Source organism: Hymenobacter lapidarius (assembly GCF_001816145.1).
In the GTDB taxonomy this organism is placed as follows: Bacteria; Bacteroidota; Bacteroidia; order Cytophagales; family Hymenobacteraceae; genus Hymenobacter; species Hymenobacter lapidarius.
Genome location: NZ_MDZB01000106.1, coordinates 1 through 12,589, shown reverse-complemented (window position 1 = coordinate 12,589; position 12,589 = coordinate 1). Strand labels below are relative to the sequence as shown.

13 protein-coding genes are annotated in these 12,589 nt (G+C 63.6%); 5 read left to right on the top strand and 8 right to left on the bottom strand.

The genetic code is table 11. The features are described 5' to 3' along the window. The first annotated feature begins 2 nt into the window (after positions 1-2). From BEN47_RS10810 to BEN47_RS10800, 3 genes are all read left to right on the top strand, one after another. The gene (locus BEN47_RS10810) at positions 3-857 is read left to right on the top strand and encodes a universal stress protein (RefSeq protein ID WP_070728389.1); all 855 of its coding nucleotides are present in this window, start codon (positions 3-5) and stop codon (positions 855-857) included. 484 nt (positions 858-1,341) lie between these two features. After that, positions 1,342-3,651 carry a glycosyltransferase family 4 protein gene (locus BEN47_RS10805; RefSeq protein WP_070728387.1) on the top strand — a complete coding sequence of 770 codons (2,310 nt, stop codon included), beginning with the start codon at positions 1,342-1,344 and terminating at the stop codon, positions 3,649-3,651. Beyond that, the gene (locus BEN47_RS10800; RefSeq protein WP_070728385.1) at positions 3,648-4,655 is read left to right on the top strand and encodes a glycosyltransferase family 4 protein; all 1,008 of its coding nucleotides are present in this window, start codon (positions 3,648-3,650) and stop codon (positions 4,653-4,655) included. The genes BEN47_RS10805 and BEN47_RS10800 overlap by 4 nt, the downstream gene beginning before the upstream one ends. Here the strand turns inward: BEN47_RS10800 and BEN47_RS21690 are convergent. The 6 genes from BEN47_RS21690 to BEN47_RS10780 all read right to left on the bottom strand — a co-directional run bounded on the left by BEN47_RS21690 (position 4,623) and on the right by BEN47_RS10780 (position 7,949). Beyond that, positions 4,623-4,805, bottom strand: coding sequence for a transposase (locus tag BEN47_RS21690; RefSeq protein WP_193427140.1), 183 nt, complete (start codon positions 4,803-4,805; stop codon positions 4,623-4,625). The genes BEN47_RS10800 and BEN47_RS21690 overlap by 33 nt on opposite strands. A 622-nt stretch (positions 4,806-5,427) precedes the next feature. Continuing rightward, the gene (locus BEN47_RS10795; RefSeq protein WP_070728383.1) at positions 5,428-6,060 is read right to left on the bottom strand and encodes an RNA polymerase sigma factor; all 633 of its coding nucleotides are present in this window, start codon (positions 6,058-6,060) and stop codon (positions 5,428-5,430) included. A 63-nt stretch (positions 6,061-6,123) separates the two neighbouring features. Continuing rightward, complete coding sequence (locus BEN47_RS10790) at positions 6,124-6,762, bottom strand: phosphoribosyltransferase (protein WP_070728433.1); 639 nt, start codon at positions 6,760-6,762, stop codon at positions 6,124-6,126. Positions 6,763-6,796: 34 nt separating this feature from the next. Further along, a complete protein-coding gene (locus tag BEN47_RS22490) occupies positions 6,797-6,931 on the bottom strand; it encodes a hypothetical protein (RefSeq protein ID WP_262490396.1) in 135 nt (44 codons plus the stop codon). A 386-nt stretch (positions 6,932-7,317) separates the two neighbouring features. Then, the gene (locus BEN47_RS10785) at positions 7,318-7,617 is read right to left on the bottom strand and encodes a hypothetical protein (protein ID WP_070728381.1); all 300 of its coding nucleotides are present in this window, start codon (positions 7,615-7,617) and stop codon (positions 7,318-7,320) included. 53 nt (positions 7,618-7,670) lie between these two features. Then, a complete protein-coding gene (locus BEN47_RS10780; RefSeq protein ID WP_262490395.1) occupies positions 7,671-7,949 on the bottom strand; it encodes a YgaP family membrane protein in 279 nt (92 codons plus the stop codon). 208 nt (positions 7,950-8,157) lie between these two features. Here BEN47_RS10780 and BEN47_RS10775 point away from each other — a divergent pair, with 208 nt between their 5' ends. Both BEN47_RS10775 and BEN47_RS10770 read left to right on the top strand, forming a co-directional pair. Continuing rightward, positions 8,158-8,418 carry a sigma factor gene (locus BEN47_RS10775; protein ID WP_070728379.1) on the top strand — a complete coding sequence of 87 codons (261 nt, stop codon included), beginning with the start codon at positions 8,158-8,160 and terminating at the stop codon, positions 8,416-8,418. A 62-nt stretch (positions 8,419-8,480) separates the two neighbouring features. Further along, positions 8,481-10,061, top strand: a complete 1,581-nt coding sequence (locus tag BEN47_RS10770; protein WP_204378307.1) for an FAD-dependent oxidoreductase — start codon at positions 8,481-8,483, stop codon at positions 10,059-10,061. A 9-nt stretch (positions 10,062-10,070) separates the two neighbouring features. On the opposite strand, the gene BEN47_RS10765 is transcribed toward BEN47_RS10770, so the two are convergent. Then, positions 10,071-11,555 carry a glycoside hydrolase family 130 protein gene (locus BEN47_RS10765; RefSeq protein WP_070728375.1) on the bottom strand — a complete coding sequence of 495 codons (1,485 nt, stop codon included), beginning with the start codon at positions 11,553-11,555 and terminating at the stop codon, positions 10,071-10,073. A 713-nt stretch (positions 11,556-12,268) separates the two neighbouring features. Then, positions 12,269-12,589: integrase core domain-containing protein (locus BEN47_RS20295; protein WP_139147365.1), on the bottom strand; the 321-nt coding region annotated here is incomplete at its 5' end.

Here is a 12,589-nt window from a genome sequence, read left to right as displayed (position 1 = left end):
GCATGGCACCCCTGACTCCCCTAACGTTTATTGCCTTCGCCGACGGCCAGGCCTCGCCCCACCACTGCCTGCGCTACGCCAATACGCTGGCCCGGGCCGTGGCCGGCCAGGTAGTGCAGCTGCGCGTGAGCGAGCCCTCGGTGACGGTGCCCGGCCGGCTCATGGCCGAACCCTGCGCGCCCGACGACCTGCTGTGCCAGGCCACGACCGCCGCCGAGCTGGCCAGCGTGGCCCAGGAGCTGCGCGCCCGCTGCGTCGCGCAGGTAATACCCGACCTGCCGCCCGCGCTGGTGCGGGAGTTGGCCGACCGGCACCACCCGCTCGTGTTCGTGCTCAGCCAACGCTACCCCGACGATGAAGGGGACGAGAGCTTGGCCACCACCTGCGCCAAGCTGCTGCAAACCTCCTACCCCGTGCTGGTGGTGCCCCTCACGGCCCCGGCCGGCCAGGTGCCGCGCCGCATCCTGATTGCCGCCGACCGCGAGCCGTTTCGGCTGGCAGCGAACAGCCAGCCCCTGCGCCAGCTGCTGGCCCTGCCCCATTCCGAAATCCTTATTGTGCACGTGGCGGGCGCGCTCGAAGATGGCCGGGGCTACGACCTAGCCGAGAAAGCGGTGCTGGGCAGCGGCCTCGTCGAGGGCCTGCCCGCCCCGGAGCTGCGCGGCTACGAGCACGGCAGCTACCCCCACGGCCTGCTGGCCGCCGTGCGCGAAACCCGGGCCGACCTGGTGGTGGTGCTGGCGCGCCAGCGCAGCTATCTCAGCGAGCTGTTTCACCGCAGTGTCACGGTCCGGCTGCTGGAAAACTGCCCCGTGCCCGTGCTGGTGCTGCCCACGGCTCCTGGCGGATTTGAATAACCCCTGACGCCGTGATCAGGCACCCGCTCCCCACGCTTGCGGAAACGTTGGCCCGGCTCAAAGCAGCGGGCTACACCGAAGATTTCGCCCTGAACGGGGATTGCCTGGCCGGGCAGCGCCCGGCCAGGCAACTGGCCCCCGACGAGTTTGTGGTGGACCAGCGCTTCCGCTTCGAAGGCCCCACCAACCCGGCCGATGAAGCCATGCTCTATGCCGTTTTCTCCGCCCGGTTCAACCTCTACCGAAGTGACCGGGCCCGCCTTTCCCTATGGCGTGCCGCTGGTGTACGAACTAGACGACGACCTGAACCGCCTGCGCCACTACTACCTTGAGTGACGGTGCAACCGCGTGATTCGCGCAGTTTGTTGCTGATAATCAGGAGTTTTGTGCGTAATACCGGTTAAACCATAGGCCTGCCCGTTTAAAGAAAATTACTTGCCCGACTTTCATCCCGCCAGGTGGTAGTTACTTCCCCCGATTTGCTGTGAAAGTCGCCTACATCTCCACCTACCTGCCCCGCGAGTGCGGCATTGCTACCTTCAACCAGAACGTGGTGCGCGCCATTGCGCTGAACCTCGCCCGGCAGGGCCAGACCGGGCCGGAAAGCGGCTTCGGCGTGGCCATGAACGACTCCGACGACGAGGACGAGTACGCGTACCCGCCGGACGTGCAGGTGGTTATTCGGCAGGATGACCAGAAGGATTACATCCAGGCCGCCACCTACCTCAACACCAGCGACGCCGACGTGTGCCTGCTGGAACACGAGTTCGGGATTTTTGGCGGGGAGAGCGGCATTTACCTGCTGCCGCTGCTGCACCGACTGGAAAAACCGCTCGTCACGGTGCTGCACACCATTCTGCGCGAGCCCTCGCACAATCAGAAAATCATCATCCAGGAAATTGCCCGCCGCTCGGCCCGGCTGGTGGTCATGAGCCGCCGGGGCATCGACTTTCTGACTGATATCTACGACATAGCGCCGGAGAAAATTCAGCTCATCGAGCACGGCGTGCCCGATTTGGAAGCGCCCACCGTCAACCCGCTCCTCGCCCAGTTCCCGTTTCGCCACCGCCGGGTGCTCTTCAGCTTCGGGCTGCTGAGCCGGAACAAGGGCCTGGAAACGGTGATTCGGGCCTTGCCCGCCATCGTGGCCCAACACCCCGACGTGGTGTACGTGGTGCTCGGCAACACCCACCCCGGCGTGGTGCGGCGCTCGGGCGAGGAATACCGCGAGCAGCTCAAGCGGCTGGCCATCGAACTGCACGTCGATAAGCATTTGGTGTTCATCAACAAGTTTGTGGAGGAAGTGGAATTGATGAACTACCTCACGGCCGCCGCTATCTACATCACCCCCTACACCAACGAGGCCCAGATTACCAGCGGCACGCTGTCCTACGCCGTGGGCGCGGGCGCGGCCGTGGTATCCACACCCTACTGGCACGCCCAGGAGCTGCTGGCCGAGGGCCGGGGCCAGCTGTTCCCTTTCAAGGACGCCGAGGCGCTAGCCGAGTCCGTGAACGAGCTGCTCACCCACCCCGACAAGCTGGCCGCCCTGCAACGCACCGCCTACCAGTACGGCCTGCACCTACGCTGGCCCAAAATCGGGGCGGAGTTCCTGGACGTGCTGGCCGCGGCCTGCGCCCGTCCCGAAACGGGGGCCGCGCCGGCCCCCCGCCCGCTGGTGGACCCCGAAATCATCCCCGAATTCAGCCTGGCCCACGTGTGCCGCCTTACCGACGACACGGGCATCGTGCAGCACGCCAAGTACGGCATCCCCAACCTTAAGGAAGGGTACTGCCTCGACGACAACTCCCGGGCCTTGATTATGACCCTGATGGCCTACCAGCAGCACAACAGCCCGGAGGCGCTGAAATTGCTGCCCATCTACCTCAGCTACCTGCACTACCTGCAGCGCGACGACGGCAACTTCCGCAATTTCCTCAGCTTCCGAAGGGAGTACCTGGATGAAATCGGCTCCGAAGACTCGTTCGGGCGCACGGTGTGGGCCCTGGGCTACCTCATTCACCGGGCCCCGAATAACTCGTACCGGGAGTTTGCCGGCGAGCTGCTGGCGCGCTCGGTGCCGCATTTTCGGGAGCTGCACCACCTACGCGGCATCGCCAACACCATGATTGGCGTGGCCTACTACCTCAAATCCCACCCCGACGACGAGGCCCTGGTGGAAGAGCTGACCCGGCTCACGGCGCGGCTGCTGAGTGCCTACGCCACCCACCGCACCACCGGCTGGCATTGGTTCGAGGAAAAGCTGACCTACGACAACGCCATTCTGCCGCTGGCCCTGCTGCACGCCCACGAAATCACGGGCCACGCGCCGGCCCGGGAAGTAGCCCTGGAGGCGCTGGCCTTTCTGGATGAGCTGAGCTTCCGCAACGGCTTCCTCAACCCGGTGGGTAACCAGGGCTGGTACCACCAGGACGGCCCACAGGACAGTACAATGCCGCTCTTCGACCAGCAGGCCATCGAGACGATGGCCATGGTGCTGGTGTATTTGCAGGCCTACCGCATCACCCACGAGCCCAACTTCATCCGGCGCATGTTTGCCAGCTACCAGTGGTTTCTGGGCGAAAACCTGCTGCGCGTCCCGCTCTACGACCAGGAAACCAAAGGCTGCTGCGACGGCCTCCAGGAAACCGGCCTCAACCGCAACCAGGGCGCGGAAAGCACCCTGGCCTACCTCATTTCCCACCTCACCGTGCTTAAGGCCCTGGAGCTGGAGCACGAGTACGACCAGTCGGAGCGGGCCGCCGTGCCGGAGAAAGTGGCCGCCGCCGGATGAAAGTAGCCATTCTGGCCCCCGTGGCCTGGCGCAGCCCGCCCCGCCATTACGGCCCCTGGGAGCAGATGGCCTCCAACGTAGCCGAGGGCCTGGTGGCGCTGGGCGTGGACGTGACCCTGTTCGCCACCGCCGACTCCGCCACGGCGGGCACGCTGGCGGCCGTGGTAGCGCAGGGCTACGAGGAAGACCGCACCCAGGACGCCAAGGTGCTCGAATGCCTGCACATCAGCCACCTGATGGAGCGGGCCGGCGAATTTGACGTGATTCACAACCACTTCGACTTCCTGCCCCTGACCTACTCCCGGCTCATTCCGACGCCGATGGTGACGACGATTCACGGCTTTTCGTCGGCGCGAATTCTGCCCGTTTACGAGAAATACGCGGCCACCACGGCCTACGTCTCCATCAGCCACGCCGACCGCAGCCCGCGCCTGCCCTACGTGGCCACGGTGTACAACGGCCTGCGCCTCCCGGACTTCCCCTTCACCGCCCAGCCCGACGACTACCTGCTGTTCTTCGGGCGCATCCACCCCGACAAAGGCACCGCCGAAGCCATTCAGATTGCCCGGCAAAGCCACAAGCGGCTGCTCATCGCGGGCATCGTGCAGGACGCTGCCTACTTCCGGGAACGGGTGGAGCCGCTGCTGAGCGAGGACGTGGTATTCCTGGGCCCCGCCGGCCCCGCGCAGCGCCAGCAGCTGCTGGGCCAGGCGCTGGCGCTGCTGCACCCCATCGGCTTCGACGAGCCCTTTGGCCTGAGCGTGGCCGAAGCCCAGCTGTGCGGCACGCCGGTCATTGCCTTCGCCCGCGGGGCCATGCCGGAGCTGATTCAATCCGGCCGCACCGGCTTTTTGGTCGATACCGTGGGCCAGGCGGTGGAGGCCGTGCAGCAAGTCGGGCAGCTCAGCCGCGGTGCCTGCCGGGAGTGGGCCGCCGCCAACTTCTCGCAGCAGAAAATGGCAGCCGACTACCTAGCCGTCTACCAACGCATCGTGCGCCACTGAGCACTTGACCAGCAGGGTCCCTTGGTTGCCTTTGAGGGCCAGCAGGTAATCGGCCCCTTGTTTGCCAATCTGGGCCGCGATGGCGGGCTGACACCCCAGCGCATCCAGGCTGACGAGGCAGCCCCGCACGTCGAGCAAGCGACACCACATGCAGGGCCTGCGGGCCACTGCCGCGCAGCGTTTTGCCGTCGATGCAGACCGGGCTAAGTTGCTCGGCGGGCAGAAGTTGCCGCATCCAGGCCAGAAACGCGGCGTTAAACGCCGCCTCGTCCAGGCCCTGAAATACCCACCGGAAGGTATCGTCGGACGGAATGCGAGAGCATCAAAAAGGGTGGGGCAATCCTGTTCCAGGTTAAGTTGCTACTGGCTGTGCTTGCATCCAGACCAACCAATAACGTGGATTGTCCCACCCTTTTTGCTGCTCTCGTGGTGAAGAACCAGCAATCGGGTAGTGGGCACTTCGCCGCCGTTGGCGTGAACGGCTGGGCTGGGAGGGCGAAACGAGTCTTTTGCAGCCAGGAACACGGCGGCCGGGCGGGATGAAGGACATACCAGCGGCTACTCTACCCTATGATTTTTTCAATCCACTATCTTTCAGTGCGTTGCAAGTTCGAAGCAAACAGGCCTTTTGGGGCTTTATCTGCCGAAAAACCGCCCTCAGAAGCTGGAATCGCAGCTGCTACGGATGAGTCAAAGAGCCGGAAAAAAAATCATAGGGTAGAGTAACCAGCGGCAAAACGGCTGGCATCCGGGACTCTTTTTAGGGAGCTGTTCAAATCGCTGCCTTACTCGCCTGTAGTAGATGCAGCAGCAACTCCCGCGCCCGGAACAGCTGCGCTTTTACGGTGCCGAGGGGCACCTGCAGCTCCGTCGCCACTTCCTCATAGCTCAACTCCTCGAAGTAGCGCAGGCGGACGAGCCGGGCATAATTGGCCGGCAACTGGGTTACCACCCGCTGGACCGCCTCCAGGCGCTGCTGCCGGATAAACGCCTCCTGCGGATTGGGGGCGTGGTCAGGCAAGTCCAACAGGATGCTTTCCCCATCACCTAACCGTACCGCGGCATTCAGCGACTGGGTTTTCAGTTTTTTGCGCCGGACAAAGTCGATGCAGCTATTGGTGGCGATGCGGAACAGCCAGGTGCTGAACGCGAACTGGGGCCGGTAGCGGGACAAGTACCGAAAGGCCTTGGCAAAGACTTCCATGGTCAGGTCGTCGGCATCGTCGGGGTCGCGCACCATGCGCAGCGCGATGTGGTAAACGGACTTGTGGTAGCTGCGCAGCAAGGCATCATAGGCCTTGGCGCTGCCGTCCAGGGCCGCCTGAATCAGGACAAAGTCCCGTTGGGCTTTGAGCGAAAACCCGCGTTCAATTTCGGCCTCAACGATAGGTGCAACGGAAAGCATAAGCAGCAAAAAAAAGAAGTAAGGTGAACGGCATCGGCCGCCGATTGACGTGGTGCCGGCGGGCTACGCCGGCGGGTGCTCGGCGGCGTGCAGAACCGCTACAACTTCCTCGTCGGTGACCTGGGTGAAGTCTTGATAAAACTGGCCCACCGCCTGGAAATTGGGCGGGGCCAGCAGGCACACCACCTCGTCGGCCGCGGCCTGCAGACGGCCCAGCGCCTGGAGCGAAGACACCGGCACGGCGACGACCACGCGCGCCGGCGACTGCTGGCGGACCAGCTCGACGGTGGCCAGCAACGTATGGCCCGTCGCCACGCCGTCATCGACCAGGACCACCGTGCGGCCCGTGAGCACCAGCGGCGGGCGGTTGCCCACGTACGCTCGGTGGCGCTGTTGCAGCCGCTGCCGGATGCGGGCCACCTGCTCGGCCAGGTACCCGGCGGGCAGCACGAGGCCCGGCGTGAGGACCACGCTTTCCAGGCTTACGGCTCCCACGGCGTACTCCGGATGGGCGGGATGGCCAATCTTCTTGGCTAGCACCACCTCCAGCGGCCAGCCCAATGCTTTCGCCACAATGGCCCCCAGCGGCACGCCGCCGCGCGGCACGGCCAGCACCACCCCCCGCGGGGCCTGGCGCAGGTGGTGCAGGCGGACGGCGAGTTGGTGCGCCGCATCGGTTCGATTCGCAAAGCCTGGGGTCATCAGCAGCGGTACCAAAGGGGAAAAGAAATGCCGCTCAGCGCAGGTAGCGGCGGTACCAATCGGCGTCGGCGTCGGCTACCTGTTTCAGGGTGCCGGGTTCCTCGAACAGGTGCCCCACGCCCGGAATGATGCGCAGCTCACTGGGCGGGCCGAGTATCGCCCAAGACAAGCTGGACGGATTGGATTGACACAAGCATACGCTCGATGCGTTAACGAAAGGGCGGCAACACCCGATTTTTAGAAGGAATGACGGCTACCGGACCCGGCTGAATGGCCCCAAGGACGACCTGCCCGTATAGAATGACCTCCAGGCAATCAGGATTATGAAGCTTCCCACCAAACCCGAGCTGCCGGCCTGGGTCTTTCTGATTCTTCGTCTGGCATCCGTCGCCCTGGTGGGCATCGTCTTCTGGGTCGTTACGCGCTGCAACCCCTGAGCCTGCGCGTTGCACCCCGGTTACCCAACCCCAACGTCATGGCGTTTGAAAAAAAGGGTAAGCGTTGGGAAAAGGGGAATTGGTGAAAGGGCGGAAGGCGGCCACGAGCGGCCCGGCTTCAGTTCTCGGTCAGCAGGCGGTTGGGCTGCATCGACAAGTCAGCCGGGTGCTTTGGAGCAGGAACGGCCCCGTGCCGGGACCAGCGGGCCAGCGGCCAGGGGGTCCACAGGTTCCAGCGGCCGGCCACGGTGCGCGACCAGTCGCGGAAGCCGGCGGCCAGCCGCGTGCGGGAGTGGAGGCCCGAAGCCGGGGCCCACAGCACTCCTGCCGTGAGCCCGGCCAGCAGGCTCGCCCCAAAGGCCGACCACTGCGTGAGAGCTGGGTTTCGCGTTAGCAACGGTTTCATGGGTGTTTTCATAACAATTGAGAAAGAAGGTGAAAGGCTGAAAACTGGCAATTTGGATACTTGCATCAGCTTGGCAGGGCCCGGCGGGTGCTGATGCCCAGCAGGCCGTAGAGCGGGCAGTACCCAAACGTGCCCGTGCCCAGCAGCAGCTGCGCCAACACCACCAGCCAGAACAGCAGCGGCGTCCCGGTTCGCTGCTCCTGCCAAAGCACCCCAAGGAGGATGAGCGCGAGGAAGATGCGCAGCATTGGGTCAGGAGAACCAACGTTTTTCCGTATGATTAAAAAGTGCTTAAGTGAGTGAAGGTCTGCGCCCAACCAGCGTCGGGCAGGCAGATTTACCACGGCAAGCCCACCTGCATTCGGCCGTGCCAAGCCCGGTGGGGCCGGCCCATGCACTAGCTATGCAAGACAGGCCAAAGTTGCAAAGACCGCCGGCCGCCGGGCATGACGCTAATCAAGTTCCACCGCTGATTTTAGTCATGGCGCCTACAAATCCTCAACTATTACCTTGGAGAGCAGCTTGTCTTAAAGCATCGTCTTGGCACCATCCATGAAAACTGAGCCCGATTCCCATGCTGCCCCACGGCCCCACCTGGTGCCTGTCGGTGCCCCGGCCGATGCCGTGCTCATTGCCTGCATCCTGAGTGGCGAGAAGGAATACTTCGAGCTGTTGATTCGGCGCTACAACGGCGCGCTCTACAAAGTGGGGCGCTCTTACGGCTTCGCCCACGCCACGGTGCAGGACCTGATGCAGGACGCTTACGTGGCCGCCTACCAGGCCTTGGGCAAGTTTGAGAAGCGGGCCGCCTGAAGTGCCGGCCTGAGCACCCGGCCGCTGCCTGAACTGTTGCATGCTCTCCTGTTTCTCACCTTTTGAAATACCGTCTGATGGCTTCTCCCGAAACACCCACCGGCCCCGACTTTGCAACGGCCGGCATCGCGCTGGCCGACTTGGCCGACGGTATCATGCTCCGCGGCCACGCCCACGGCGAGCCGGTGCTGCTGGTCCGGCGCGGCGATGAGCTGTTGGCGGTGGGGGCGCTGTGCAGCCACTTCGGAGCGCCCTTGGAAACGGGCCTGCTGGTCGGCGACACCGTGCGCTGCCCCTGGCACCACGCCTGTTTCAGCCTGCACACCGGGGCCGCGCTGCGGGCCCCGGCCCTCGACCCGCTGCCCCGTTGGACGGTGGAGCGCCGCGACGGCCGGGCCTATGTCACCGAGAAGCAGGAGCGCGACCCGCTGGCCCCCGAATCGCCCCCGGCAACCGCCAAAAATGCCCCTCATCCGAAGCAGGTAGTCATCATCGGGGCCGGCGGGGCCGGCAGCGCGGCTGCCGAGATGCTGCGCCGCGAAGGCTACCAGGGCCGCATTACCCTGCTCGATGAGGAAGCCGACGTGCCGTACGACCGCACCGTGCTTTCCAAGAGCTTTTCCCCCGACGACGCGCAACACATTGCCCTGCGCCCGGCGGGCTTTTACGCCGCGCACGGCATCGACATTATCCGGGGCGAGGTGGCCGCGCTGGATGTCAGCGGCCGGCGCGTGCGGCTGGCCGATGGCATGGCGCACGCCTATGACGCGCTGCTGCTGGCCACCGGTGCCGAGCCGGTGCGGCTGGATATTCCCGGCCACGACCTGCCCCACGTGCACGTGCTGCGCTCCCTGGCCGACCACCGCGCCGTCATGGCCGGGGCGGCCCAGGCCAAACGGGCGGTGGTGCTGGGGGCCAGCTTTATCGGGTTGGAAGTCGCCGCCGCGTTGCGCGGCCAAGGGCTGGAAGTACACGTCGTGGCCCCCGACGAGGTGCCGCTGGCCAAGGTACTGGGTGCGGAGCTGGGCGCGATGGTGCAGCAGCTGCACGAGGAAAAAGGCATCGTTTTTCATTTGCAGCAAACGGCGACGTCCATCGAGGCCGATGCCGTGGTGCTGAAAAACGGCCGGCGGATGCCCGCCGACTTGGTAGTGGCCGGCATTGGGGTGCGGCCCCGGCTGGCGCTGGCCGAGGCCGCCGGCCTCGCCCTGGACCGGGGCGTGCTGGTGGATGCGTATTTGCAAACCAGCAGCTCCGGCATCTACGCCGCCGGCGACATTGCCCGCTGGCCCGATGCCCACACCGGCGAGGCCATTCGGGTGGAGCACTGGGTGGTGGCGCAGCGCCAGGGCCAGACGGCCGCCCGCAACATGCTGGGCCGGCGGGAGAAATTCGACGCGGTGCCCTTTTTCTGGAGCAAGCACTACGACCTGTCGGTGCGCTACACGGGCCACGCCGAACAGTGGGACGAGCTGACCGTGGACGGCTCGCTGGCCGAGCGGACGGGCAGCGTAGCCTTCCGCCGAAGCGGCCAGACCCTGGCCGTGGCCAGCGTGCAGCGCGACGGGGACAACCTGAAAGCCGAAGTAGCCCTGGAAGCCCACGACGAGGCTGCCCTGGGAAAATTGTTGCACCAGCCGTAAGTTCTTTTCTCAGGTGACCTCCTGCACCGCTGAGCACTTGTCCAATAGCTTGGCCAGAAGCGAAGCCAGGTCCACCGTCACGAACGACGAGCAGTAGTCGGACAGGCCGTAGGGAATGACCAGCTTGCCTTGGTGGATGATGGAGCCGCAGGAATACAGCACGTTAGGCACGTAGCCTTCGCGCTCCTCCTTGTTGGGAATGAGCAGGGGCTCGCTGAGCCGGCCGATTTCGATGGCCGGGTCGTTAAGGTCCAGCAGGCTCACGCCCAGGCAGTAGCGGCGCATGGGGCCCACGCCGTGGGTGATGATGAGCCAGCCGTGCTCCGTTTCGATGGGTGAGCCGCAGTTGCCAATCTGAATGAACTCCCAGGTGCTTTTGGGCTCCTGAATCTGCACGGGTTCCTGCCAGATGTTGAGGTTGTCGGAGTACATGAGGTAGTTGCGCCAGCCATCAATGCGCGAGAGCATGGCGAAGCGCCCCCCGATTTTGCGCGGAAACAGCGCCAGGTTCTTGTTGTGGGCCCCGGTGCCGTGCAGCGGCATCACCCGGAACGTAATAAAATCCTCGGTGCGCAGCAGCTTGGGCGCGACGGTGAACCCGTCGTAGGCCGTGTAGGTGGCGTAGTATACCACGCGGCCGTCGTCGTCCACGAAGCGCACGAACCGGGCGTCTTCCATGCCCCGGCGCTCGAAGTCGGCCACCGGAAACAGCACCCGGTCCGAAATGTCGGTATCCAGCGAAAACGTCAGCTCGTGGTAGGCTTCGGCCAGCCAGAGCACCGGGGGGTAGTCGGGCTTAAGGGCCGCATCGGGCTGCGCGGCCTGGGCTTCCAGCACGATTTTCTGCAGCAGGTTAAACTCGAACCGGTCGGCGAGCTGGCCCGCCACTTCCGCCAATATCTGGGGGTTGAGTTGGGCGGCCAGGGGCTGGGCGAAGAAAGCGGCTTTGTGGTACTCCGCGCTGCGCACCGTCTCGGCCTCGTCGATGTAACCGCCGGCCGGCAGTACGTGGATGTTGGCGTCCTTGTCGAGCAGGGCCCGGCGGAACACGATGGAGGAGATGTGCCCTTCGCCCACGGCCCGGAAGCTGATGATGACGCGCTTCTCGCCCTCCTGCAGCTCCGACTGGTCGGGGTCCTCCACGATGGAGGGGTTGAAGAACGCGGCCGACTCGATGGAATACTCGTGGGTGAAGTAAGACCCCAGCAGCAGCTTGCGGTAAGGCGTCAGTTGCTCAAAATCGAGGCCCAGGGCCGGAAACAGCGGTTGCAGCCGGGCACAGTTGCGGCTGAGCACCCGCGTAATGTTGCGGTGACGCTTGGAGTACTCCTGCAAAATGGGCGAGATAGTGCCGTAAACTTCGTCGTCGCTCAGCTCCATCACGCGGCGGATGACCTGCCGGGCCCGCTCCTCGCCATAAAAAAAATAGCGGGCAATTACCCGCTTCATATCCGGATAGACTTTTTCGGATTCCCGTTCGATGGATAGGCGCATATGCTTGAGTTCAGGGATGTCAACAAACCCAACCTGCCTGGGCTTTATTCAGAAGGGGACAGCGCACTACCGAAAGTGCCGGCCCTCGTTGCATCCGCTCACAAGGTACGCGCATTTACGTGGCGCGGCGCGCTGAAATGGTACACTACGCGGCAGGCTCCCCGGTTTCGGCGTCGAGGGGTTTTTCTTCCAAAAGGGCCGTATTCTGAGACCGCCGCCCACGCAAATTTTCCCTACCGATACTTTCTGTTCCTACTCTTGTGCGACCCTCTCCGTGAGAGAGCATCAAAAAGTGTGGGGCAGCCAAATCAGATTACCTTCCGTGTTACCTTGACCATCATCATTAGGAACCTGGCCAATCGTTTATTGACTCCACTGCCCCACACTTTTTGATGCTTTCCTGAATGATATCGGGAATGAGTAAGTGTTAAGTGTAATCTCAAAAGGCTGGTTTCAGGCTATTCCACGACAGCGGAAACCAGCTGCATAATTGCTATTGAGCGCCAAGCCCCTTTGTTCGCAGCCAGCCAATACTGCACTTTGCGGGGACTCAGTGAAATACTTCTTGCTTATTTCGCTCTGGGCTCATGATAGCGATGATAAAGGCCGTTGCGCTATAGACCACGGCCTCCAAGAGGCTAGTCATTGCAGGACCATTGGCGAAAGGATGTACCAGCACCTGGGGCAAATGCACGAGAAATGAGGTGGTCTAGTTATGCTGGACAGTTTAGGGCGTTAAGTGTAAGAAGCTGTTGATGAGTGTGACATGGTATGTGGTAGTCAATGCTGGAGTGCAACCGCTCGTGATTGTAATAGTCAAAATAATCGGCGACGCTGCGCTGGGCATCCACGAGGTCGGCAAAAACGGGCCGCTCGCGGACTTCGAGTACTTCGGTTTTCAGGCGTGACCAGAGGCTCTCGGCCTGCGCATTATCGGCCTTGGTTAAAAGTATGGTCCAAAAGTTAAGTGGACGGAGGCGGAGTTTGCTCCCAGTTGAAGGCGAAGAGGGCTTCGATGTCAAAGCGGAGGGAGT